The organism is Paracholeplasma brassicae, from assembly GCF_000967915.1.
GTDB lineage: Bacteria > Bacillota_I > Bacilli_A > Acholeplasmatales > UBA5453 > Paracholeplasma > Paracholeplasma brassicae.
The window spans coordinates 493,634-515,432 of sequence record NC_022549.1 but is presented as its reverse complement, the minus strand read 5'-3'; the positions used below and the strand labels follow the sequence as shown (position 1 = coordinate 515,432).

General features: G+C 37.8%; 17 protein-coding genes. 1 reads left to right on the top strand and 16 read right to left on the bottom strand.

Going from position 1 to position 21,799, the window contains the following annotated elements; translation table 11 throughout:
- Positions 1–3 precede the first annotated feature (3 nt).
- From BN853_RS02340 to BN853_RS02295, 10 genes are all read right to left on the bottom strand, one after another.
- Positions 4–2,985, bottom strand: a complete 2,982-nt coding sequence (locus tag BN853_RS02340) for an extracellular solute-binding protein (RefSeq protein ID WP_030004338.1) — start codon at positions 2,983–2,985, stop codon at positions 4–6.
- Positions 2,986–3,007: 22 nt separating this feature from the next.
- Positions 3,008–4,480, bottom strand: a complete 1,473-nt coding sequence (locus BN853_RS02335; protein ID WP_030004337.1) for an ABC transporter substrate-binding protein — start codon at positions 4,478–4,480, stop codon at positions 3,008–3,010.
- 265 nt (positions 4,481–4,745) lie between these two features.
- Positions 4,746–5,036, bottom strand: coding sequence for a DUF960 domain-containing protein (locus BN853_RS02330; protein ID WP_030004336.1), 291 nt, complete (start codon positions 5,034–5,036; stop codon positions 4,746–4,748).
- Between the two features lie 81 nt (positions 5,037–5,117).
- A complete protein-coding gene (locus BN853_RS02325) occupies positions 5,118–5,408 on the bottom strand; it encodes a nucleotide pyrophosphohydrolase (RefSeq protein ID WP_030004335.1) in 291 nt (96 codons plus the stop codon).
- A gap of 96 nt (positions 5,409–5,504) precedes the next feature.
- Positions 5,505–7,922, bottom strand: a complete 2,418-nt coding sequence (locus tag BN853_RS02320; protein WP_030004334.1) for a glycoside hydrolase family 94 protein — start codon at positions 7,920–7,922, stop codon at positions 5,505–5,507.
- A 12-nt stretch (positions 7,923–7,934) separates the two neighbouring features.
- On the bottom strand, positions 7,935–8,786 hold the full coding sequence (locus BN853_RS02315; RefSeq protein ID WP_030004333.1) for a carbohydrate ABC transporter permease: 852 nt from the start codon (positions 8,784–8,786) through the stop codon (positions 7,935–7,937).
- The gene (locus BN853_RS02310) at positions 8,783–9,718 is read right to left on the bottom strand and encodes a carbohydrate ABC transporter permease (RefSeq protein ID WP_030004332.1); all 936 of its coding nucleotides are present in this window, start codon (positions 9,716–9,718) and stop codon (positions 8,783–8,785) included. Before BN853_RS02310 ends, BN853_RS02315 begins: the two co-directional genes overlap by 4 nt.
- A 65-nt stretch (positions 9,719–9,783) precedes the next feature.
- On the bottom strand, positions 9,784–11,175 hold the full coding sequence (locus tag BN853_RS02305) for a hypothetical protein (RefSeq protein WP_030004331.1): 1,392 nt from the start codon (positions 11,173–11,175) through the stop codon (positions 9,784–9,786).
- Between the two features lie 37 nt (positions 11,176–11,212).
- Positions 11,213–12,223, bottom strand: a complete 1,011-nt coding sequence (locus tag BN853_RS02300; RefSeq protein ID WP_030004330.1) for a LacI family DNA-binding transcriptional regulator — start codon at positions 12,221–12,223, stop codon at positions 11,213–11,215.
- A gap of 248 nt (positions 12,224–12,471) precedes the next feature.
- Positions 12,472–13,707, bottom strand: coding sequence for an aminopeptidase (locus tag BN853_RS02295; protein ID WP_030004329.1), 1,236 nt, complete (start codon positions 13,705–13,707; stop codon positions 12,472–12,474).
- 203 nt (positions 13,708–13,910) lie between these two features.
- Here BN853_RS02295 and BN853_RS02290 point away from each other — a divergent pair, with 203 nt between their 5' ends.
- Positions 13,911–15,815: an EAL domain-containing protein gene (locus BN853_RS02290; RefSeq protein WP_084232897.1), complete on the top strand. Its 1,905-nt coding sequence runs from the start codon at positions 13,911–13,913 to the stop codon at positions 15,813–15,815.
- A 78-nt stretch (positions 15,816–15,893) separates the two neighbouring features.
- Here BN853_RS02290 and arsB read toward each other — a convergent pair whose 3' ends face one another.
- The 6 genes from arsB to leuS all read right to left on the bottom strand — a co-directional run bounded on the left by arsB (position 15,894) and on the right by leuS (position 21,772).
- On the bottom strand, positions 15,894–16,934 hold the full coding sequence (gene arsB, locus BN853_RS02285) for an ACR3 family arsenite efflux transporter (RefSeq protein WP_030004327.1): 1,041 nt from the start codon (positions 16,932–16,934) through the stop codon (positions 15,894–15,896).
- On the bottom strand, positions 16,934–17,335 hold the full coding sequence (locus tag BN853_RS02280) for an arsenate reductase ArsC (RefSeq protein ID WP_030004326.1): 402 nt from the start codon (positions 17,333–17,335) through the stop codon (positions 16,934–16,936). Before BN853_RS02280 ends, arsB begins: the two co-directional genes overlap by 1 nt.
- A gap of 20 nt (positions 17,336–17,355) precedes the next feature.
- On the bottom strand, positions 17,356–17,586 hold the full coding sequence (locus tag BN853_RS02275) for a thioredoxin family protein (protein WP_030004325.1): 231 nt from the start codon (positions 17,584–17,586) through the stop codon (positions 17,356–17,358).
- Positions 17,587–17,603: 17 nt separating this feature from the next.
- Positions 17,604–18,620 carry a permease gene (locus BN853_RS02270; protein WP_030004324.1) on the bottom strand — a complete coding sequence of 339 codons (1,017 nt, stop codon included), beginning with the start codon at positions 18,618–18,620 and terminating at the stop codon, positions 17,604–17,606.
- Positions 18,608–18,895, bottom strand: coding sequence for an ArsR/SmtB family transcription factor (locus tag BN853_RS02265; RefSeq protein ID WP_030004323.1), 288 nt, complete (start codon positions 18,893–18,895; stop codon positions 18,608–18,610). Before BN853_RS02265 ends, BN853_RS02270 begins: the two co-directional genes overlap by 13 nt.
- A gap of 465 nt (positions 18,896–19,360) precedes the next feature.
- Positions 19,361–21,772, bottom strand: coding sequence for a leucine--tRNA ligase (gene leuS, locus BN853_RS02260; RefSeq protein WP_030004322.1), 2,412 nt, complete (start codon positions 21,770–21,772; stop codon positions 19,361–19,363).
- Positions 21,773–21,799 lie beyond the last annotated feature (27 nt).

Here is a 21,799-nt window from a genome sequence, read left to right as displayed (position 1 = left end):
ATCCTAGTCTACCCACCTTTCGATATTCTCAATGGTCGGTAACACGTATGGTTTTAAAATACGACCGTTTCGATCAATAAAATTAAATTCAATCATTTTTCTTGTGATTTCTTTGTTGATGATGACTTGCGCATCTTCAACCGCAGTTCTTAGATTCACCCCATCATAAACCACTTTGTTCCACACGTTTGAAATTTCTCTTTCAAGCATGTAAGACGCAGGCGTTTTAGCGGTGTCATTGATCCAAGCCCATTGTTCTAAAAAGACGTCTTTATGAGACTCATCCCAACTAATTTCTCTGAATGCCTCAACATTTGAGGTATTCCACATGTATTCAGCACCCATTGAGGTAATTAAAGACTCCGAATAGTTCACTTGTGTTTCTTTTTTACTCCACCATTTTAAGAAATCCCAAGCTTCTTCTTTTAAGTCTGAATTCTTAAATATCATTGATGCGGTGGCTGCTCCATCGTAAGAACGGTTAACAACCCCATTTTGTAATACCCCTGGCATTGGGGCAATATCCCAAAGACCAGCAATTTCTGGTGCGGCGTGAAGGAGTTGAACATACATGCCAAAATCACCAATACCAATAGGTAATTTCCCATACCTAAAATCATTATAGAAACTCCCCACTTCAAGTGGTAGTGAATAAACCGTGTAAAGTTCGGTCATAAAGCGCAGTGCTTCGATGGTTTGTTCGTTATCAAGCGTAGCCTCTGTTACCGTGTCATTGTATATGGTGCCACCAAATTGATTGATGAAAGGCATTGTCGATTGAAACGCTTTAAACGCATTCGTCGTTGATAAGTTGACATAAAAATTCATCCCATAGCGTTGAAGCTCAGGTAGAATCGATAACATTTCATCCCAGGTGTCAGGCACAATCAAATCAAGTTTTTCAATGATGTCTTTTCGGTAAAACATCACAAAATAGTTTTGTGTGTCTGGTAGCCCATAAACCCCATTTTGATAGATTAATTGTAAGAATGCCCCATCCATGAATTGATTAGCAACCTCACTAAAATCATCAAAACTTCTTAAGTCAACGATCGCATTACGTATTGCAAAATCGTATGGACGCCAACCAGCAACCCCCATGGCAACGTCTGGTTCTGCCCCAGAGGATGCCGCTAGAATGAGTTTATCTTCATTTGGCATAATAGAGATTTTCACTCTTGTCCCAAACTCAGTTGTAAACTCATCGTCCGCCATTTGTTGCATCAAATTGACGTATTGTCGTGAGCGGTTAACCCATATTTCTAATTCGCCTTCAACGGGTTCGTCGTTGTATTGTTTGGTGAAGAAAGAGGCAAAAAAGCGTCTCACACTGACCCAAAAATTAACGTACCATTTGCTGTTGGCTCTTGGTAGATCAAATTGGCTACCATGAACGTATATACGGTCGATTGAAAGCGGTGAATCAATCGTTAAAGGCATGAGAATACCTAAACGTTGTAAGACTGAGTTTGTTGTCCCTGAAAGTTTTGATATATTTTTAGGCACACTATTTGGTTTATCTGCAAGCTCATATAACCATTGATAAGACAGTTTTAAACCGGTTGAGACTTCTGAGGCTTTTTTACTACCATTGATTGATACCCACTGTTCATAGGCGTTTTTAATCATGTCCCCATAGCCTCTTAAATCGTTTGCTAGATTTGGCATGTAGGTCGTAATGTCCCAGTCTCTGTTCTCATCGACTCGGTTACCCGTCAGTTTTTTGATATCTAACGCAAGATCGTTAATACCCGCCATGACTGTCTTTATGTCTTCATAAATTGGTCTAAACAGCGTTGCTGAGGCCTCTATTCCAACGGTGTTGATCCCTTCTTCTAAGTAAAACCAAAGCGGATTTCCCTCATCATCTTTAAACGTGTGGTTTTGCCATTTTGAAGACGATTTGATTGGCAAATTTCTTGCCTCTTCAAATGGTATCTTGCCATTGATTGAAATGGTTCTAAACACGCGCTGATATTCTTTGGTTTGTAAAACCTTCATTGATAACTGATAAAAACCGGCTTCTTTGATGTCAATGTCATAATAGATGGCTTGACCTGAGGTTTTAAAGGTCGATCCATCAATGATGTTTAACTTGTTTTCAATTAACCCAAAAGGTGTCACTGATGGGCTTTTATTGGTTGTGTATCGAACAGACAACGTATTTTTTAGGGTTGGATTTTCAGCCTCTACCGTATACGTACCTGTTTTGTTTCCAGTTTGAAATGCATTTTCTTCTAAATAGGATTCGTAACTCTGATAAGTCACTTGATTGCTCACATACAAATTCCCAAGTTTAAAATAACCATTGGTTCGGTTGATTTTAATCTCGTTTGTCCCCGCCTCTAATAAGAATACGAGCGGGTCTTCTTGAAGTCTAAGGGTGTCTTTAAGATACGCATGGCTCCATTTTCTAACTTGTGTGGCGTTTGGCATGATGTCATTGCCATAACGGTCAACCTTAAACTCAGAAGGTGCCTCATAAAACGAATTTAGTGTGATTTGAGAGGCCTCAAAGTAAGGGGTTTTGCCATCAACTTCAACGGACAGTTCAATTTCTCTGATGGTCTCTGTTAATGAGTAATAATCAAGCGCCAAGGTATATAGACCGGTTTCAGTCACATCAACCTCAAAAAGAACGTATTGATCACTCGTTTGACTTTGATCAAATTCGTAGACTTGGTTGACTGTCTCATTACTTAGCCCTTCATTCGTTAAAAACGATTGATAGCCTTCAGTAAGACTGGTTAGATACCCACTTGAATCGCTACTTAAAACAAAAAGAGAAGGCGAGATAATCGCCATAAATGAGTGATTATCTAGATACCCTTCTGCTTTCCACTGTTTTAATGTGGCAGAATAAGTGTTGTCTTCCAGTAGTGATGGGATCTCTTCATTTACCTCTTTTAGTTCAAACTGCTTTTGATTAAACACCCCAAAAGCAACCAAACAGCTCAGATATACCACCATTAATAGTTTTTTCATCTTATTCCACCTCATCTAATATTTATTCTTCTAGTTTTGCGTCTAATTGCGCTTTAACAATTGTGTATTCCGTATTTGCTCTGGTATTTAACCCAGCCGCAAGCGCATCCGCTAGTGAGATATTACCATCTCTAATTTGATCGAGTGCTTGAGACATATTGAGCTCTGCACTATATCTGCCTTGCCATCTTGAATTGACATAACCTGGCACAGTTTTCGCTAAGCTTTCAATAATGAAGGCATCATGATTACGAACAATTTTTTCAAACTCAACGAGTGTTGGGTATAAATCAAAGTATTGATCGACCAATGTTTCGTTTGCTACAATCGGAGCGAAGTTGACCGCACCGGCTTGTGGGAAGTTTTTCGCAATATCTAAACGCTTCGTGTAACCTTCCACACCAAAGCCCATCCATTTAGCAAACAAGTAAGCTTCTTCTTGATTCTTTGTGCCTTGTCCAACCGCAATGTAATCCAGAATGACTGGAATACGGTTAACAAGTGATTCTCCAACCATTACCGCAGGTGTACCAATAAAATCGATGTCATGGTTATATAACCCACGTTTTTCATCTAGTGTAAAACTCAACCAGTTACGTAGATTATAACTACCTGCGTAAGTAATGGCTTGTTTGCCAAGTTCAAAGACATTCCCTGTGCCATAACGATCTTCTACCGTAATGCCACCGTTGATGTCAGGGTTGCCTTGGGTTTCAAGCACATAGCCAGTGTAAGCACTTTGTGAACTACCAAAGTATTTTTGTTGTTCTGCCATCGCTGTAGCAAACGCAGGTGAATCAAAATGGTACCCAGATTCATTATAAGTAAACCAACCTAGACTTTGGTCGTATTGTGCAGGTAACCAACCAATTAAGTCGTTGACCCCATCAATACCGGCAATCCCGTCACCACCTTGAACGGGTGCTTTTGCGGCTTGTTGAGCTATTTGCATTAATTTATCATAGGTTACACCGTAAGTAGGGATATCTGCGTTACGTTCATCGATGATGGTACGGTTAATGAAAAACCCCATGTAGAACATCGCTTGTGGTAAAGCAAATAACTTATCCCCAAACTGAGCATCATTTCTGATGTCTTCTGAAATGCTTAAGAATTCATTATCCGCATTTGCTTGAGCTGAGATATCTTCTGCCCAACCATTGAGTATCGCCTTAATGACCACATCGACTTGAAAGACATCTGGCATCTTACCAATTGATGCTTGATTTGAGAAGAATTGATCCCAAGTGGAATCTTCTTCGATGCCTTCTTCATTCACAATGCGTGGGCGTTCAATGACATCCACACGAATGTCTGGGTATTTTTCCATAAATGCCGTAATCATACGGCGCTCAATGTTGTTATCTTCTTGAAGACCAAGATTCCATGCCGCATACGTAATGACGGTACGATCGTCTTTTGGTTTATCGTCTTTACAGGCACTTAATGTAAGTGCAAAAAGGGAAAAAACCAGTAAACTTAAAACTTTTTTCATTCTTTTCCTCCTCTAGCCATCGGCTCTCGAAACGTTTCGAAACTAAAACACTTAACTGTAACGAACTCTAGAAAACAATCATATTATGAATGCTAAAGCGGTGTTACAGTTAGAAAAATAAACTAAGTGGTAATCACTATCAAAACGTTTCGATATCTTATTCACTTTCATTATATTGTATTCGCTTACATTTTTCAAGTTATTTAAACTTCTTTTTTCTTGATTTCAAAAATTAATGCTGAGCACTGTTATTTTCTTGACTTACTCAATACTCATGTGCAAATAACATTGTCACATCTAAATCGGTTTCAATCACATAGATTTTAAAATCACTTAAGCCCTCAACCATCGCCTCATCAAGAAAGACCTCTTTTAAATAATAAGGCACTTCACTTCGTTGTCTTAAAACCAATCGATCTTTTTCTCTTTTTGTTTCAAATACTTGTAGGTAGTCTAAGTTTTGATACAACCTCTCGAGAGAAAGCGTTTGTATCAGCAATAATAAGGCATGCGGAATTTCATTAAATACGTGTTTGGTAATATAATAGTTTTTCATTGTTTAGATCCTCCATCTAATAGATAGCTAAAAGATCTATTTTTACTCTATAAAAAAGAAAAAACTACCGACTGATAGTTTTTATTTTGATTTAATTGCTGGGTATTTGATTGCGTTTTTTTCAATCTTTTCTTCAATCATTTCTTTAATGTCAAATCCGTATTTATCCGCAAGCATGATTGAGTAGATCATGATATCCGCAAGTTCTTCTTTGACGTTAAGGACGTCTTTTTCAACACTGCCCCACTGATAATTCAGTAAGAGTTCTGAAGCCTCAATCACAATTGATTTTGCTAGATTCTCTTTGGTATGGTATTCAAGCCAGTCTCTTTCTTGTGCAAACGCACGTAATTTTAATTTAATGTCTTCCATCTTAATCCCTCATTTCTTCTAAACAAATTGTATCATAACATTAGCCAAAAGAAAAACCGAAGGGGGTTCGGTTCTTCTGTAGGAAAAGGAAAAAAATTAGATGTAGGCTTTTACGTAAATGTCTTTTTTAGTTAACTCATAAGGAATTTCATGATCCGAGACGTATTTATCATCGATGTATAATCCCTTCTTAGGTCCTCTTAATACAGAGATGTGATAAGTGACGCCCCTGACTACTCTTTTTACCTCAAGTTCTTTTATCTCATTTGGTAGTTTAGGATCGATGATTAAACCATCGTAATTTGGTCTAATCCCTAAAATGTATTTGGCTATCGCCACAAAGTTCCACGCCGACGTCCCAGTCAACCAAGAGTTTTTGGCTTGCCCATGATTTTTGGCTTCTTTGCCAGCGATCATTTGTGAATAGACGTAGGGTTCTGTTTTATGAAGCTTTGTTTGATCTTCAATAAATGCCGGTGCGATTTGTTTGTAGAGACGGTAGGCTTGCTCATTTCGACCCAAGACCGTTTCTGCGATCATCACCCACGGGTTATTATGACAGAAGATACCACCATTTTCTTTATACCCTGGTGGGTAGGAACTAATCTCACCTAGTTTAATGTCATACGTTTGATAAGCGGGGTAGTTTAGAACCATCCCGTGGTTGGTTCCTAAGTGATGCCATGCGCTATCAAGGGCTTTTAATGCTTTACCGTCTTCTAGTCCAATTTCAGCCATCACACACATACCTTGTGGTTCAATGAAGATTTTGCCGAAGGTATTTTCTTTTGACCCAACTTTTTGTCCATAAGCGTCATACGCTCTTAAGAACCAAGACTCGTCATAACCGTGCTTCACAACCGCATCGGTCATTTTGTTGATGACTTGTTGTTTTAAGAAGGCTTCATCATGTAATCCAAGGCGGTTAAGTAACTCAACATAGGGTTTGGTTGCATAGACAAAGAGTCCAGCAATAAAGATGGATTCTGCAACTTTACCATCGCCTTTGTTTTGAACTGTTTGAAAGGATTCGCCAGGTTCACTAGAAAAACAGTTTAGATTTAAACAGTCATTCCAGTCGGCTCTTCCGATCAGTGGTAATCCATGTGACCCTAAGTTTAACGAGACTTTATCAAAACATAAATCCAAGTGTTCTTTTAAAGTGCCTGTATAAAGCAAATTGGATTCGTAAGGAATCACTTCATCTAGAATCAAGAAATCACCTGATTCTTTGATGTATTCACATACCGATAAAATCAACCAGTTCGGGTCATCATTAAACCCAGTACCTAAAAGTGTGTTTCCTTTTTTTGTGAGTGGTGAGTATTGATGATAAGCACCGCCATCTCGTAAAAGGGTGGATGCCAAATCAAGTATTCTTTCTCTAGTCTTGTCATAATCCATGTGCATAAAACCAAGTAAGTCTTGATTCGAATCTCTAAAGCCCATGCCTCTACCAACCCCAGACTCAAAATAAGACGCACTTCTTGATAGATTATAGGTCGTTGCGGTTTGGTATTGATTCCAAATATTGACCATTCGGTCTAATTTAGGTTCGTTTGATTTTATTTGATACTTTGAAAGTCTATTTTCCCAGTACACGCTTAAACTTTCAAACGCATCGTCTACTTGTTTACTCGTAGACATTTGATTGATCATTTCTTTTGCCTTGGTTTGGTTGATTTTACCATCAATGTACTTATCTTCAGGTTTATTTTCACCGTATCCAATCAAATAAATCAATTGTTTTTCTTCGTTTGGTTTTAAAGTGATGCTAAGTTTAGTTGCTGCGCATGGATGCCACCCATCCGCTACCGAGTTTGATAATTCATTAGACTCAATACCAATTGGGTTTTTAACGTCACGATACATGCCAAGAAACGCGTCACGATCAGTATCAAACGAATCGATTGGTTGGTTTACATGAACAAACGCATAATGATTTCTTCTTTCTCTATATTCAGTGATGTGGTAAATGCTGTTCTTATCAACAAACACTTCACCGCACGAATAGTTGCGTTGAAAGTTTGTCATGTCATCATACGCATCCCACAAGGCAAACTCTACGTAACTATAAAGTGAGATTGTCTTTGTAGTCTTTCCTTCATTCTTTAACGTGATTTGTTGAACCTCGCCAGTAAAACCTAGCGGAACAAATGCTTTTTGAGTCGCGTATATTTGGTTTTTTCTTGAAGTAATGATTGTATATCCAAGCCCCACTTTTGCCTCATAAAAATCAAGTGGTGTGTTGGTTGGTCTTGCACCAATATTCCAGACATCGGTTTCATCTTTGATGTAGAAATACCTGCCTTCGTTATCCACAGGCACGTTATTATACCGAAACCGAGTGATACGTCTTTCTTTGGCATCCTTGTAAAAGGAATAGCCACCAGCGGTGTTAGAAAACAACACAAAATAGTCTGATGACCCAAGATAGTTAATCCACGGGTATGGGGTATAAGGGGTTTTGATCACATACGTTTTGTCTTGGTCATTAAAATAGCCATAATCCATAGTAGCCTCTTTCTAGCCTTTCACACTGCCAAGTGTGACGCCTTTAATAATTTGTTTAGAGAAAATCAAATAGACAAACAACATTGGGAAAATCGCTAAGGACATAAAGACAAAGATCGGACCTAGATCAAACGTGTCTGGGCTTGAACTCTTTAATAGCGATATCACAATTGGAATGGTTCTTTTACTAGGCGATTGGATGACCAAGCTTGGTAAGAAAAAATTATTCCATGAGGCCACAAACGCAAAGATAAACTGAACCGCTAAGGCTGGTTTAATCATCGGTAGTGCAATACGGTGAAACGTTTGTAGTTCTTTTGATCCATCCATACGTGCCGATTCGATGACCTCAAAAGGCAAAATCGAATCCATGTACTGTTTGATGAAAAAGAACGTGGCTGGGGCTGCAACCCCAGGCAAAACAATCACATAAAAGTTATCCACTAAGTTTAAATGATACAAAATCGTCACTAGCCCAATGTTAGCAATTTGAGATGGAATCATCATGACCGCTAAAATAAACATATAAACGAATTGTCTGCCTTTAAACCGGTATAAGTGAATACCATAAGCCGTTAAGCTACTCACATAAGTAGTTAGCACTGCCGAACTAAGTGCGATGATTAAGCTATTTTTCATCGCATTAAATACGTTGATGTTTTTATTAGCCACGAGCTTATTAAAGTTTCTAATTAGATGATCAGATGGCAATAACGAGAAGCCTTTTTGAATGTCAAAGTGGCTTCGACTCGAATTGACAAATAGTGTGTAAAATAAGAATAAAACAACAACCGCAAACAAAACTAGTGTGGTATACACCATTAATTTTTGAAGAAACAAGTTCACTCTTGCTTGTTTGTTCATCTCACATCGCCTCCTTTTTTGAAGGATTCTCTGTTAAAGAAATAAAAGAAGGTAATTGAGATAATTGCTGTAATCAAGAATAGTACCGTTGAGACAGCACCTGCAAGACCATATTGTTTTGATGGGCCTAAAAGGGTACTAATGTACATCATAACAGTCATTGCTTTTGCCTCAGGCCCACCTGTACCAGAAGTGAATATTTGAGGAATATCAAAGAGCTGTATACCGCCAACAAGCGAGGTAATCATCACAAAGAGTAAAATTGGTTTTAACAGTGGTAAGACAATTTTACGAAACGCCTGCGAGGCACTTGCGCCATCCACTTGAGCCGACTCAATAATACTTTGATCAATGCCCATAATGCCTGCCATCAATAGAATCGTTGTATTACCAAACCACATTAAAAAGTTCATAAACGATATAAGAAGTCTTGTCGGCACGGCTTTATCAATAAAACTAAACGTCTCATTTAAAAGCCCACTTTCAAAGAGCATGTTGGTTACTGGACCGTTATTCGCAAATAGCCTTAGAAAAAGCAATGAAAATGCCGATGCCATGACTAAGTTCGGCATGTAGATCACGGTTTTAAAGAAACGTTGACCACGAATATTAAGTCTCGTCGAGGTAAACCAAAGCGCTAAGAGTAAGGATACGATCAACTGTGGTAGAAACCCTAAGACCCAAATCGACATTGTGTTGTAAAAATATTTAAAGAATTTCCCTTCAGTAAAAACCTTGATGTAATTATCAAAAAAAGCAAAGTTAGGTCCTACCTTTTGTGCCCCGCCAAACCGGTAATAGTACTCAAAAAAGCTATAGTACAGGGTTTGTAAGAGTGGGATGATTGAAAATAGAACATAGATGATAATAAATGGCATAATAAAACGGTAACCCCATTTATTATAATTTATTTTGGATTTTCGTTTGTTCATGGCTCTTTTTCTCCTTTATAATCGGTAATAGGGGGAATCATTCCCCCTATTGTCCGACTTAATGATTAAGCTGCAAATGGATCTTGTGGTGTTGCACCAAATTTCAATTCAGGGTATTTGGTGGTTGATGATTCTTTAAAGGCTGCCCACGCTTGTTCAAACGTAATCGTACCTAAGAAATAATCTCTAAATGCGGTTTGAATGCCTTCGTTAAGCCCTTGGTCATAAGGTGAAATGTTTGACATATCGATATCGCCAGCACTTTGATTAAATAGTTTGACATGGTTTTGACCACCAAGGAATGGTGAACCATACGTTTCATCTTGTGCTAATGCGTTCATTGCTTTTTGGTTATTTGTGTAATCTTCAACATCTAAAGTCACTTGTTTCATGATCTTTTCATTAGCAGTTAACTTCAACATAATATCTCTAACGAGTGTTGGGTTGTCTGTGCCTTTAGCACCAACTAACCAAGTACCACCCCAGTAATAACTAGCAGGTCCTTGAACCACGCGCCATTTACCATAAAGACCATTACCGACTTCTTTTGGACCATCAGCGTCTTCTAAGGAGTTACCTAGTAATGTAAAATTAATTCCCCAAGTTGAATAGAAGAAACCAAAGACATTACCAGTAGGACCTTGGTCAGCACTCCATTGTGAATCCCAAAGTTTTGTTCCGTGGTTATAACCATTTGTTGCATACTCTTTGGTTTGTTTGATCCAATTAAGGATTTGTTGATCTAAGACCACGTTATCGTTTGCATCTACCCAAGGGGCACTCATGTTATTTGAGAATGTACGATACGCATCATCAAAACCAGAAAGCATTAAGTATTCTTGTGCTTTCATTTGAGCAGCTACAGTATCAAACTTTTCCCATGTGTCTAGTTTTGCTTGTACTTCATCTGGATTACTTGTGCCTAAAACAGCCTCAGCAATATCCGAACGATAAGCAAATAGTCCAGGGGTTGCTTGCCAAGAAACCGCTCTTAATATGCCATCTTCATCTGTAACGATGTCTTTGGTATATTGGTATTGTTGACTAAGTGAATATTCTGGAATCTTTAAATCTTCAATTACATCAAGAGCGTACTGTGCATTAGCGTACTTCTTCGCATAGTCAGCTTCAATTAAGAATAAATCAACTTTGTCATCGGCTTTTGCACTTTCTTGATTTTGAAGTGCTACGTCAAGTGCGTTTTGATAACCGTTTTGATCGTTTGCTACTTCAATCCATTTAACGATTGTACCATCATCTAATAGGTCATCCCCATTGGATTTAGTTTCTAAATACCCTGGGTAATACGCTCTAAAGCGATCTTTGAATTCGGTATTCCAAACACGAATGTTTAATACCTTACCCTCTTCAGTTGCTACGACCTTAGTGTCTTCGCCGCAACTTACGACGGTAATCCCAAGTAGGACTACCATAATCATTAGTAATACTTTTTTCATTCTTCTTTTTTCTCCCTTCATAGTCTATGCTATGTAATTAGTGAATATCTTTGACCGTTTGCCCTTCTTGAAGCACACCTTTGACTCGTACTGGTTTTCTGATAAACGACTTGGGTTTATCGATTTGTTCTAATAGTCGATTGACGGCTTGTTTACCGATTTCTGTACTATTTTGAACATAAGAACACAAGATTGGTCTTAAGATTCGGCTTAAGAAGATGCCATCATACCCAACGACTGAAATGTCTTCTGGAATTTTTAATCCATGTTTTTCAATTTCAGTTAACCCACCCATAAATGCGTAATCGTCTGGATAGATAATACAGGTTGGTCTTTCCTTTAATTGAAGCAACTCACGCGTTCTTAAGCCTGCTTGCTTAGGAAAATGATAGAGCGCTTCTTTAATGTAGTCCTTTGGCACCTCAATTTGTAACGTCTCACACGCTTTATAAAATGACGCAATGCGTTGTTCGGTTACTGCGGTGTCCTCACCGTGAATAAAGGCGATCTTTCTGTGCCCTTTTTTATACACGTAATTAATGATTTGTTCTAAACCCTCGTCATTGTCTGATAGAATTGCACTTCGATTATTAAATACGTGGTCGATGGTTACGACCGGTATTTCAGATTCGACCAGTTCAATGATTTCAGGTTCTTTAAAATCTGCTGTAACGATAATGACGCCATCACAACGACGGTACCTTGCGTGGTTCACGTAAGATAATTTGTTTTCACCAATCGTGTTAGACACAAAGGTGAAATCATACCCGTGCAGTGATAACTCGTCTCTAATACTTGATAGCATGGTAGAAAAATAATCATGCCCTAGTCCTGCTCTTGATTTATCGACATAAACCACCCCAATGACATAAGACCGATTGGTTTTTAGATTTCTAGCCGATGAATTCGCTATATAGCCTAATTCATTTGCTTTTCTAATGATTCTATCGGTGACTTCTTCACTGATTTCATGACTATGCCTTAATCCTTTACTGACCGTACCAACTGATACACCTAGTGCCTCAGCTATGTCTTTCAGTTTAACCATCCATAACACCTACAATCTTAAAACGAAATCGTTTACGTAATCATCTTAAACCAAACGAAAGCACCTGTCAATCGATTATTAGAACCAAAATGTAAACGCTTTTTTATCGAATAATTGTCTTTTCGCGTTACAAAGACAAAAAAACGAAATTGTTAAACGATAACGTTTTCGTATTTTCGTAATTTCTCTCATGTTTTTTCGTACGATATAAAAAAACAGCCTAGATTCCTAGACCGTTTTACTTAAATTTAGATGACAAAGTTTCCGTCTTTAAAGACAACGACTTCGCTACCGTCTTGTTTAATGCCAATGATTGACATGTCTTTTGAACCAAACATAAAGTCAACGTGGATCAATGATTTATTATAACCACGAGTTTCTAAGTCCTCAATTTTTGCGTCAAGTCCACCTTTAATATTCATCGGGTAGGCTCTACCAAGTGCCATATGGCAAGAAGCATTCTCATCATATAGTGTATTTAAGAACAATAAGTTCGTATTTGAAATTGGCGAATCGTGACTGATTAGTGCAATCTCACCAATACGTGTGGCATTTTCATCGGTGTTTAATAACTCTTCTAAGGTATTTCTTTCTTTCTTAGCATCAAACTCAACGACCTTACCGTCTTTAAAGACTAAGTAGAAATCCTCAATGAGTGTGCCTTGATAGTTTAGAGGTTTTGTCGCAACCACTTTACCTTCTGTTTTAAACTTATGAGGCATTGTGAAGGTTTCTTCAGTTGGAATATTTGGGTTGAAATAAACGCCTTTGGTTGTTTTTTCTCCACCACCAGACCAAACGTGATCATCGACAAGACCAACCACTAAATTTGTGCCAACGCTATTCTTAAAACGTAATTCTTTGAAGTTTAAGTCGTTTAAGACTTTGTTGTGTTTTAATAACACGGCGTTATGAAGGTTCCAGTTTTCGATTGGGTCTGAATCTTCATACACACGGCACGCATTTAAGATCGCTGTCCATAACGCTTCAAGTGCTTCATCACCCTTTAATTCTGGAAATACAGCTTCTGCCCAAACTGGATTTGCCGCTGCAACAATGGTCCATTGACCTTTGTTTCCCATGGTGTATTCTCTTAAGAATGGCACGGCTTTTTGTGAGGCCGTTAAGGTTTTTTGCATTTTAGATGCATCTACCCCTTGATTGACACCAATCACAGGTGAAATGACGTTGATAAAACAAGCGCCATTATCCACATAGTAACGGTTTTGTTCAATGACATAAGAAGGAATTTCTTCTAAGCTTTCAATGCTTTGATAATCGTAAGCGTATCTTGAAATTTCTTCGTCGCTCCATTGTGTAATGACTTTTTTAGCTCCTGCTAAATAAGCTTCTTTCACAATCAAACGCGTTAATTCTTTTGATTCTGGTGTTGCTCTAACAACCACCAATTGATCTTTTTGTACGTTTACACCTACCACAACAGCAAGCTTAGCGTATTTTTGTAATAAACTTAATTTTGGCATAATAATCTCTCCTTATCGGCTATTATAACACAATTTTTCTTCAAATTTAAAGCTCAATCATTGATTCCCATCAAATCCGATGTTTTATTGAGAATCACTCCTAAGAAAAACACGCAATTTTCATTGCTAGTCGTGCTATAATAATAGAGTGAAACTTGTTTTGAAAGGAATAGCAATCAAAAACTTATTGCTCAAATGATACGATGGAAAACTTTAATATGCTTGGAGAGATAACCTCGTTACTTTTTATGACGGTCATCTACTTCTTTGTCAAAAACTTAAAATTTATCCCAACGATAAGAAATAAAACTTATGAACTGCTCATTACCATTTGCATGTGGTTTGTGATTATTTCAGTGGCTAACTTGATTTTTTTAGAAATTAAAATGCCTTATCAATGGTACCTCGCAAGCATCTCAACTTATCTTTACTTGATTGCTTCTGTCTCAATCGTCTCATTGATGTTTTTATACATATATACGTATTTATACGAATCCCATTTAGGGTTTAAACGCATTATTCCTTATCTTTTTATTCCAAGTTATGTCGCGCTATTCCTAATATTTATTAACCCGGTGACCAATCAAGTCTTTGAAATTACCGAGACCAATCGAATCGTGTTTGGTCAACAAGGTAACCTATCTTTCAATCTACTTGTGTTGTACTCCCTTGTTCAAATTGCGATGATTTTATTTTATAAGGTTCAAATCAAGTTAGATGAAAAATTGGCCTTATTATCACTACCTGCGGCTTCACTTGTCGCACTTGTCATTCAACTCGTGATTCCATCTCAAGTCATGACCTCTGCTGCCGTAGTGCTACCTTTATTAATCATTCAATTCTACATTCAACGCAAAGACATCATCATCGATTCTTCAACAAACACACCAAACCAGCACGCATTTCTCATCCATCTAAAAGCGTTGATCAACGATGAAATCACACCGAAGATCGTGCTTTTCAACGTTAAAAACCTAGCCGATATCAATGAGAAAATGGGTTATCAAACCTCAAACATCATGCTTTATCAAATGGTAAAAGACATACAAAAAGTATTTTCAAAAGGCATCATTTACCGATACAGTGGTTCAAAGTACTTGTATTTGACCAACCAATTAACCGACATCGAATCAAAATCCTTAATTCAGTCATTAAATGAGCTTAGAAAAAACGAAGGTGAACAACACTTTATTATCAACTATGCCTTCCTTGATGGCTCTTACATCGAACAAAACTCGACCCATTTCATTTATACCATTGAACAAACCTATATTGAGCTTAAGCTTCAAAAAGAAAACAACTTGTTTATTCTTGATCACAACGCATTTCTTCAATTTCAAAAGAATAAACGCATCATTGAACTGCTCAGTCAAGTGATTAATGATGAAAGCTTGCTCGTTCATTATCAACCACTTTATCATTACCACGACAAAAACTACTTAACCTACGAAGCCTTAATGCGTCTAAAAGACGACCAGCTAGGCTTTATATCCCCTGTAGACTTCATCAAAATCGCTGAAGAAAATGAGCAAATCATTCCACTTGGTTATCAGATGTTAATCAAAGTTGGCTCTTTCATTAAAGAACTTAAAGAAAAGAATATCCCGCTACAATGGGTTTCAATTAACTTATCCGTGATTCAACTCTTATCAAAAGACTTCGTTAAAAACGTGATTGCCATCACAAAGAAATACGACATTAAACCAAATCAAATCTGTTTTGAAATCACAGAAAGCATTCTTCTTGATGACTACGACACACCAAAACACGTTATTAACGAATTAAAAGCCGTGGGTTTCGTCTTCTCACTGGATGATTACGGGACTGGTTATGCCAATCTAAATAACATTTTGGCCTTACCAATCAGTGAAATTAAAATCGATAAGTCCGTTTTATACAACGCCGAAAGGTCTAAAAATGCTTACCACATTTTAAAATCGTTAATTAAAGGCTTCAACGACATTGGCCTTTACACCGTTTTAGAAGGGGTCGAAAACAGCAAACACGACGAAATGGCAAAAGACTTAAAAGTCACTGCCACACAAGGCTACTTCTATCAAAAGCCACAGCCTGTTGAACAAATCTTACAAAACCAAACCCTAAACTAACGCAATTGGCGCTCCAGTCAATTGTGTTTTTTTTTATCAATTTGATGCTTTATATAAAAAGAAAAAGGCCAAATGGCCTTAAATTGATTCGAATTGACTTTGTTTTGAGTTTGCAATTTTTACTAAGATTAACATGACCGGTACCTCTACTAATACCCCAACAATGGTTGCAAGCGCAACCCCAGGGTTTAACGGAAATAACGCAATCGCAACCGCGACGGATAACTCAAAGAAGTTACTTGCGCCAATCATCCCAGCTGGGGCAGCCACATCAAAGGGCAACTTCATCTTTTTAGCACTATAAAAGCTAATAAAGAAGATAAAGAACGTTTGAATCATCAGTGGAATACTGATTAATAAAATGTGTAATGGGTTTTTGATAATCAATTCACTTTGAAGCGAAAAGATAAATACCAACGTCAACATTAAACCAACCATCGTTAACTTGCTAAACTTTTTGATGAACACATCGTTGAAATAATTTAGTCCCTTTTTCTTAATTAAAACTTGTCTTGTAAATGAGGCAAACACCAATGGAACCACCACAAATAAAACCACACTTAAGATGAGTGTCAGCCAAGGCACACTAAACCCACCAATTCCTAAGAGTAAGCCCACAATCGGTACAAAGAGCACAAGAATAATCAAATCATTGGTTGCCACTTGAACTAAGGTATAGGCTGGGTTTCCTTTGGTTAGGCTACTCCAAACAAATACCATTGCTGTACAAGGCGCAGCCCCTAAGATGACGGCACCAGCCAAATAGTCTTTTGCAAGTTCACTAGGTATCCATAAACGGTAAATGTAGGTAAAGAACAAGAAAGCAATTAAAAACATTGTAAAGGGCTTAATTAGCCAATTGACCACCCAAGTCAAATAAAGGCCTTTGGGGTTTTTTGACACGTCTTTTACAGACGTAAAATCGATTTTTAACATCATTGGATAAATCATGAACCAAATCAGAAGCGCAATTGGAAGGTTGACCTTTCCAATCTCAAAACGAGAAAGCGTCTCTGGAATGATCGGCAAAAATCTGCCCACAAATACGCCAATACCCATACAAACTAAAACAATAATCGTCAAATACTTTTCAAATCGGTTGATGGGGTTTTTATTCATTAATTGAACGCCCCATCTTGGATTCGTTTGATTAACTCTTTGACCTTAACTTCAATCAAGTTTCTTGTTTCTATAAAGTCCTCTTTTGGCCCACCACTTGGATCGGTTAATCCCCAATCTTCACGGTATCTCGCACTAACTGCAGGGCATTCGACCCCACACCCCATGGTGATTAACACATCTAAATCCTCAGGTAATGTATCAATTAACTTGCTAGAAGAAAAACTCATATCAATACCTAAATCCGTCATCACTTCAATAGCCATTGGTTTTGGCTTGTCATACGTTTCAGTGCCCGCAGACATACTAATTGCCACATCGTTACCTAGGTGTCTTAAGAACCCTTCTGCCATGATGCTTCTGCAACTGTTGTGTACACAAACAAACGCTACTTTGATCATCTTCTTTTCCTCCATCAAATTTACATTAGTAATTCTTTTAACTTAGCCACACTTGGTACTTGACCCGAAAACAAAACCTTACCATCGACCACGAGTGCCGGTGTGCTCATCACACCATAACTCATAATGTCTTTGATTTCTGTCACTTTAATGACTTCTTCACTCTTGTTTAACTGCTTTAATGCCTCAATCACTTGTGCCTCAAGACGTTTACAACTTGCACATCCGGTCCCTAACACTTTAATTTCCATGTTTGTATCCTCCTATTTTATATGAAATAACTGCCTAAAAGATTAAATAAATACCCCGTAACAATGATACCTAGCGTAACAATTCCAAAGAATGTAAACAACAATTTCTTTTTTACCACCTTACTTAGTAAAACTAGCGATGGAAACGACAATGCCGTTACCCCCATCATAAAGGCTAATACCGTACCGATACCAACGCCTTTTAAGACAAGCGCTTCTGCAATCGGTAACGTCCCAAAAATATCCGCATACATTGGAATACCCACAAGTGCCGCAATAATCACCGACAACGGGTTATCATTCCCTAACACTGTATTTATCCAAGCCTCAGGAATATACCCGTGGATTAACGCACCAATACCGACACCGATTAAAACAAAGAGCCATACTTTTTTATAGATGTCCTTAACTTGAACAACCGCGTATTCGTGACGTTCTTTTTTAGTAGGTATTGATTGTTCTTCCTCAAAAAGTGCCCCTTCATAAACAAACGATTCTACGTATTTTTCCATCTTTAGTTTATCGATCATCGTCCCGCCAATAACCGAAATAAGCAAACCGACAACGACGTATGCAATCGCAATCGTCCAATTAAAGATGCTTGCTAATAAAATCACCGAGGCCAAATCAACCAGTGGAGAAGAAATCAAAAATGAAAATGTTACCCCGATTGGTAGTCCAGCTTTAGTAAACCCGATAAAGATTGGAATTGAGGAACACGAACAAAATGGTGTCACTGTACCTAATAGTGCCCCAAACACATTACCAGAAACGCCTTTAAATTTAGAGAGTATTTGTCTGGTACGCTCTGGTGTAAATTTGGCTTGAATGTAGGAAGACAGATAGATTAACGTCCCGAGTAAAATGAAAATCTTAATCACATCATAAATGAAAAATGACACGGCATCAAATAAATAGCTGTCTCTATTCAGTTGAAACACATAAACTAATGCGTTATCCACAAGTGTTTGTAACCACGTCATCTTAAGTAGTGCGTCATTTAAAAATGAAAAAATATCTTTTACGACTTGCATGAGATCACTTCTCTATTTTTAAGTTCTTCTAAAAACTCAATCATTTCATCAATTTTCTTTAAATCGATGTGGTGCTTCACCCAATTACCTTCTTTTACGGTATTGGAAAGCCCTGCGCTTGATATCATCTTTAAATGATAAGATAGCGTTGGTTGAGTAATTGGCATTTGATCGATGAGCGTGCACCCACACGTTTCGCCATCAATCAATCGTTTGATAATCTCAATCCGATTCTCATCTGTAAATAACTTAAATAAATTGGTTAAATCGTTCATCATGACACCTCTTCTACTATATCGATAACTATCTATATAGAAATCTATCTATATTCTAACACACAACCTTTTCGCTGTAAAGATAACCCTCAACTTTTTGTTGTAAAATAATGGTAAAGTCCGCTCACAACGGCCAAATTTTTCACATAAAAAACGCAGAACCTATGAAGTCTGCGTTTTGATTATTGTTGAAACGATACTTAATTATGAATCTTTTTAATAAATGTATTCCCCATATATCTACATACAAGAAAGTCACTAAATCTAAACTACATTTCATTAAAACAGGAAAATCAATAAGTAAGTGAGTCGTTAATTCGTAAATTGCTTGTTACTTCATATAAATATTTAAATCCTAAATCTTGTAAATCCCGTACTAAATAAATACTTAATTTTTGAAAACTAAATCTATATATGGGGAATACACTTACATTATAGCCAAGAATGTCAAATAATGCAAATCGATTAACCCTTAATTACGATATTAACGAGTTTGTTTGGAATGATTATGATTTTCACAATCTCTTTGTCTTCGAGATGTTTTACCACATTTTCTAGACCTAGCGCCATTTTTTTAACTTCGTCGTTACTTAAATCAAGTGAAGCTTTCATACGGTCTCTTAATTTACCATTAACCTGTACAACGACCTCAACCTCATCTAAAATCAATTTGGTTTCATCAAACGATGGCCATTCTTGATACGTCAGTGGGTCTTTTTTATTAAATACGGTTTGATAGAGTTCTTCAGTGATGTGTGGTGCGATTGGGTTTAATAATTTTAAGAACCCAATGGCTTGTGCACGAGAGAAGGTCTTCTTACGATAGACGTCATTAACAAAGATCATCATTTGAGCAATCGCCGTATTAAATGCTTGTTTTTGATAGTCTTCAGTGACTTTCTTAACCGTTTGGTGGTAGGTAAACTCAAGTGCTTCAACCTCATCAGTAATCGGTAAGAAATACATACGCCATACACGGTCTAAAAAGCGTTTTGCCCCATCAATCGCCTCAGTACTCCAAGGCTTATCTTGTTCAAGTGGTCCCATAAACATTTCATATAAGCGTAGCGTGTCTGCGCCATATTTACTAATGACGTCATCTGGGTTAACGACATTACCTCTTGATTTACTCATCTTGGTATTATCGTCACCAAGAATCATCCCTTGGTTGATTAGTTTTGTAAATGGTTCTACCGATGAGACCATGCCTAAATCGTATAAGAACTTATGCCAGAATCTTGAATAAAGTAGGTGACCTACCGCGTGTTCAGCTCCGCCAATGTAAAGGTCTACTGGTAACCATTTGTCTAATTCTTTTTTCGCTTCTTCGGTATTTAAAGGAATAAACCCAATCAATGTTTTTAAAACATAGCCCATGTGATACCAACTTGACCCTGCCAATTGTGGCATGGTGTTGGTTTCACGGCGATAATGCTTACCATCTTTTTTAAAGTTCACCCATTCATAAGCATTGGCAAGCGGTGATTCACCCGTGCCACTTGGTTTAATGTTAAACATTTTTGGTAACTCTAATGGTAGCTCTTCTAAGTCTAATGTGATGGTGTTTCCTTCTTCGTCAAACGCAACAGGGAATGGTTCACCCCAGTAACGTTGTCTTGAGAATACCCAGTCTCTTAGGCGGTAATTAATCTCTTTTTTACCAAACCCGTTGTCTTCTAAGTAATTAATGACCGTTTCAATGGATTCTTCGTTGTTCATTCCATTGATGAAATCACTGTTGATGTGAATACCATCACCGGTAAAACAACCATCATCTTCAGAGTCAATCACTCGAATAAAATCAAGGCCATATTTATTGGCAAACTCAAAATCTCTGGTGTCGTGTTGTGGCACAGCCATCACCGCACCTGTCCCATAGCTTGCTAGCACGTAGTCTGCAATCCAAATAGGGACTTTTTTATTATTGACTGGGTTAATCGCAAACGCACCCGTAAACACACCGGATTTGTCCTTGTTTAAATCACCACGATCCAAATCGGTTTTTTGTTTGGTTTGTTCAATATAGTTCTTAACGGTTTCGTATTCGTCCATCGACGTAATTTCTAAGACAAGTGGGTGTTCCGGTGCGAGTACGCAATAACTAACCCCAAACAGTGTGTCAGGTCTTGTTGTAAAAACATCAAACGAATGATCGCTATTGGCTACTTTGAAGTTGACTTTCGCACCAACCGATTTACCAATCCAGTTTCTTTGCATTTCTTTGATGTGTTCTGGCCAATCAAGTAAATCCAAATCGTTTAGTAGACGTTCCGCGTAGTTCGTGATTTTTAACACCCATTGTTTCATTGCTTTTTTAGCAACCGGGTATTTCCCACGCTCTGAGACCATCATACCATCTTTAATCTCGATTTCATCGTTGGCTAACACAGTCCCTAGTGCTTCACACCAGTTGACCTCAACGTCTTTGCGTTCAGCTAAGCCATGTTCATATAGCTTGGTAAAAATGAACTGTGTCCATTTGAAATACTCTGGATCAGCGGTCGCAAACTCTCTGTCCCAATCAATACCAATACCTGCCTCAATGACTTGACGCTTGAAGTTTCCAATGTTTTGGTAGGTAAACTCTCTTGGGTCATTTCCGGTTTGAAGTGCGTATTGTTCTGCTGGTAATCCAAACGCATCCCACCCCATTGGGTGTAAGACGTTATAGCCTTGCATTCGCTTAAAACGGCTCATAATGTCCGTCGCTGTATAAGATTCAATATGCCCCACGTGTAAGCCTTGTGCCGACGGGTAAGGAAACATATTTAACACATAATATCTTGGCTTGATTTGATCGTTTTCAGTCTTAAAAATTTTGTGATCTAACCAATACTTTTGCCATTTCTTTTCGATTTCTAAAAAATTATATTCCATATCATCACTACTCCATATAAACATTAT

Excerpts from the sequence above, each read along its gene's own strand:
- BN853_RS02340 (WP_030004338.1), bottom strand. The coding sequence starts at position 2,985 with ATGAAAAAACTATTAATGGTGGTATATCTGAGCTGTTTGGTTGCTTTT.
- BN853_RS02335 (WP_030004337.1), bottom strand. The coding sequence starts at position 4,480 with ATGAAAAAAGTTTTAAGTTTACTGGTTTTTTCCCTTTTTGCACTTACA.
- BN853_RS02330 (WP_030004336.1), bottom strand. The coding sequence starts at position 5,036 with ATGAAAAACTATTATATTACCAAACACGTATTTAATGAAATTCCGCAT.
- BN853_RS02325 (WP_030004335.1), bottom strand. The coding sequence starts at position 5,408 with ATGGAAGACATTAAATTAAAATTACGTGCGTTTGCACAAGAAAGAGAC.
- BN853_RS02320 (WP_030004334.1), bottom strand. The coding sequence starts at position 7,922 with ATGGATTATGGCTATTTTAATGACCAAGACAAAACGTATGTGATCAAA.
- BN853_RS02315 (WP_030004333.1), bottom strand. The coding sequence starts at position 8,786 with ATGAACAAACAAGCAAGAGTGAACTTGTTTCTTCAAAAATTAATGGTG.
- BN853_RS02310 (WP_030004332.1), bottom strand. The coding sequence starts at position 9,718 with ATGAACAAACGAAAATCCAAAATAAATTATAATAAATGGGGTTACCGT.
- BN853_RS02305 (WP_030004331.1), bottom strand. The coding sequence starts at position 11,175 with ATGAAAAAAGTATTACTAATGATTATGGTAGTCCTACTTGGGATTACC.
- BN853_RS02300 (WP_030004330.1), bottom strand. The coding sequence starts at position 12,223 with ATGGTTAAACTGAAAGACATAGCTGAGGCACTAGGTGTATCAGTTGGT.
- BN853_RS02295 (WP_030004329.1), bottom strand. The coding sequence starts at position 13,707 with ATGCCAAAATTAAGTTTATTACAAAAATACGCTAAGCTTGCTGTTGTG.
- BN853_RS02290 (WP_084232897.1), top strand. The coding sequence starts at position 13,911 with ATGGAAAACTTTAATATGCTTGGAGAGATAACCTCGTTACTTTTTATG.
- arsB (WP_030004327.1), bottom strand. The coding sequence starts at position 16,934 with ATGAATAAAAACCCCATCAACCGATTTGAAAAGTATTTGACGATTATT.
- BN853_RS02280 (WP_030004326.1), bottom strand. The coding sequence starts at position 17,335 with ATGATCAAAGTAGCGTTTGTTTGTGTACACAACAGTTGCAGAAGCATC.
- BN853_RS02275 (WP_030004325.1), bottom strand. The coding sequence starts at position 17,586 with ATGGAAATTAAAGTGTTAGGGACCGGATGTGCAAGTTGTAAACGTCTT.
- BN853_RS02270 (WP_030004324.1), bottom strand. The coding sequence starts at position 18,620 with ATGCAAGTCGTAAAAGATATTTTTTCATTTTTAAATGACGCACTACTT.
- BN853_RS02265 (WP_030004323.1), bottom strand. The coding sequence starts at position 18,895 with ATGAACGATTTAACCAATTTATTTAAGTTATTTACAGATGAGAATCGG.
- leuS (WP_030004322.1), bottom strand. The coding sequence starts at position 21,772 with ATGGAATATAATTTTTTAGAAATCGAAAAGAAATGGCAAAAGTATTGG.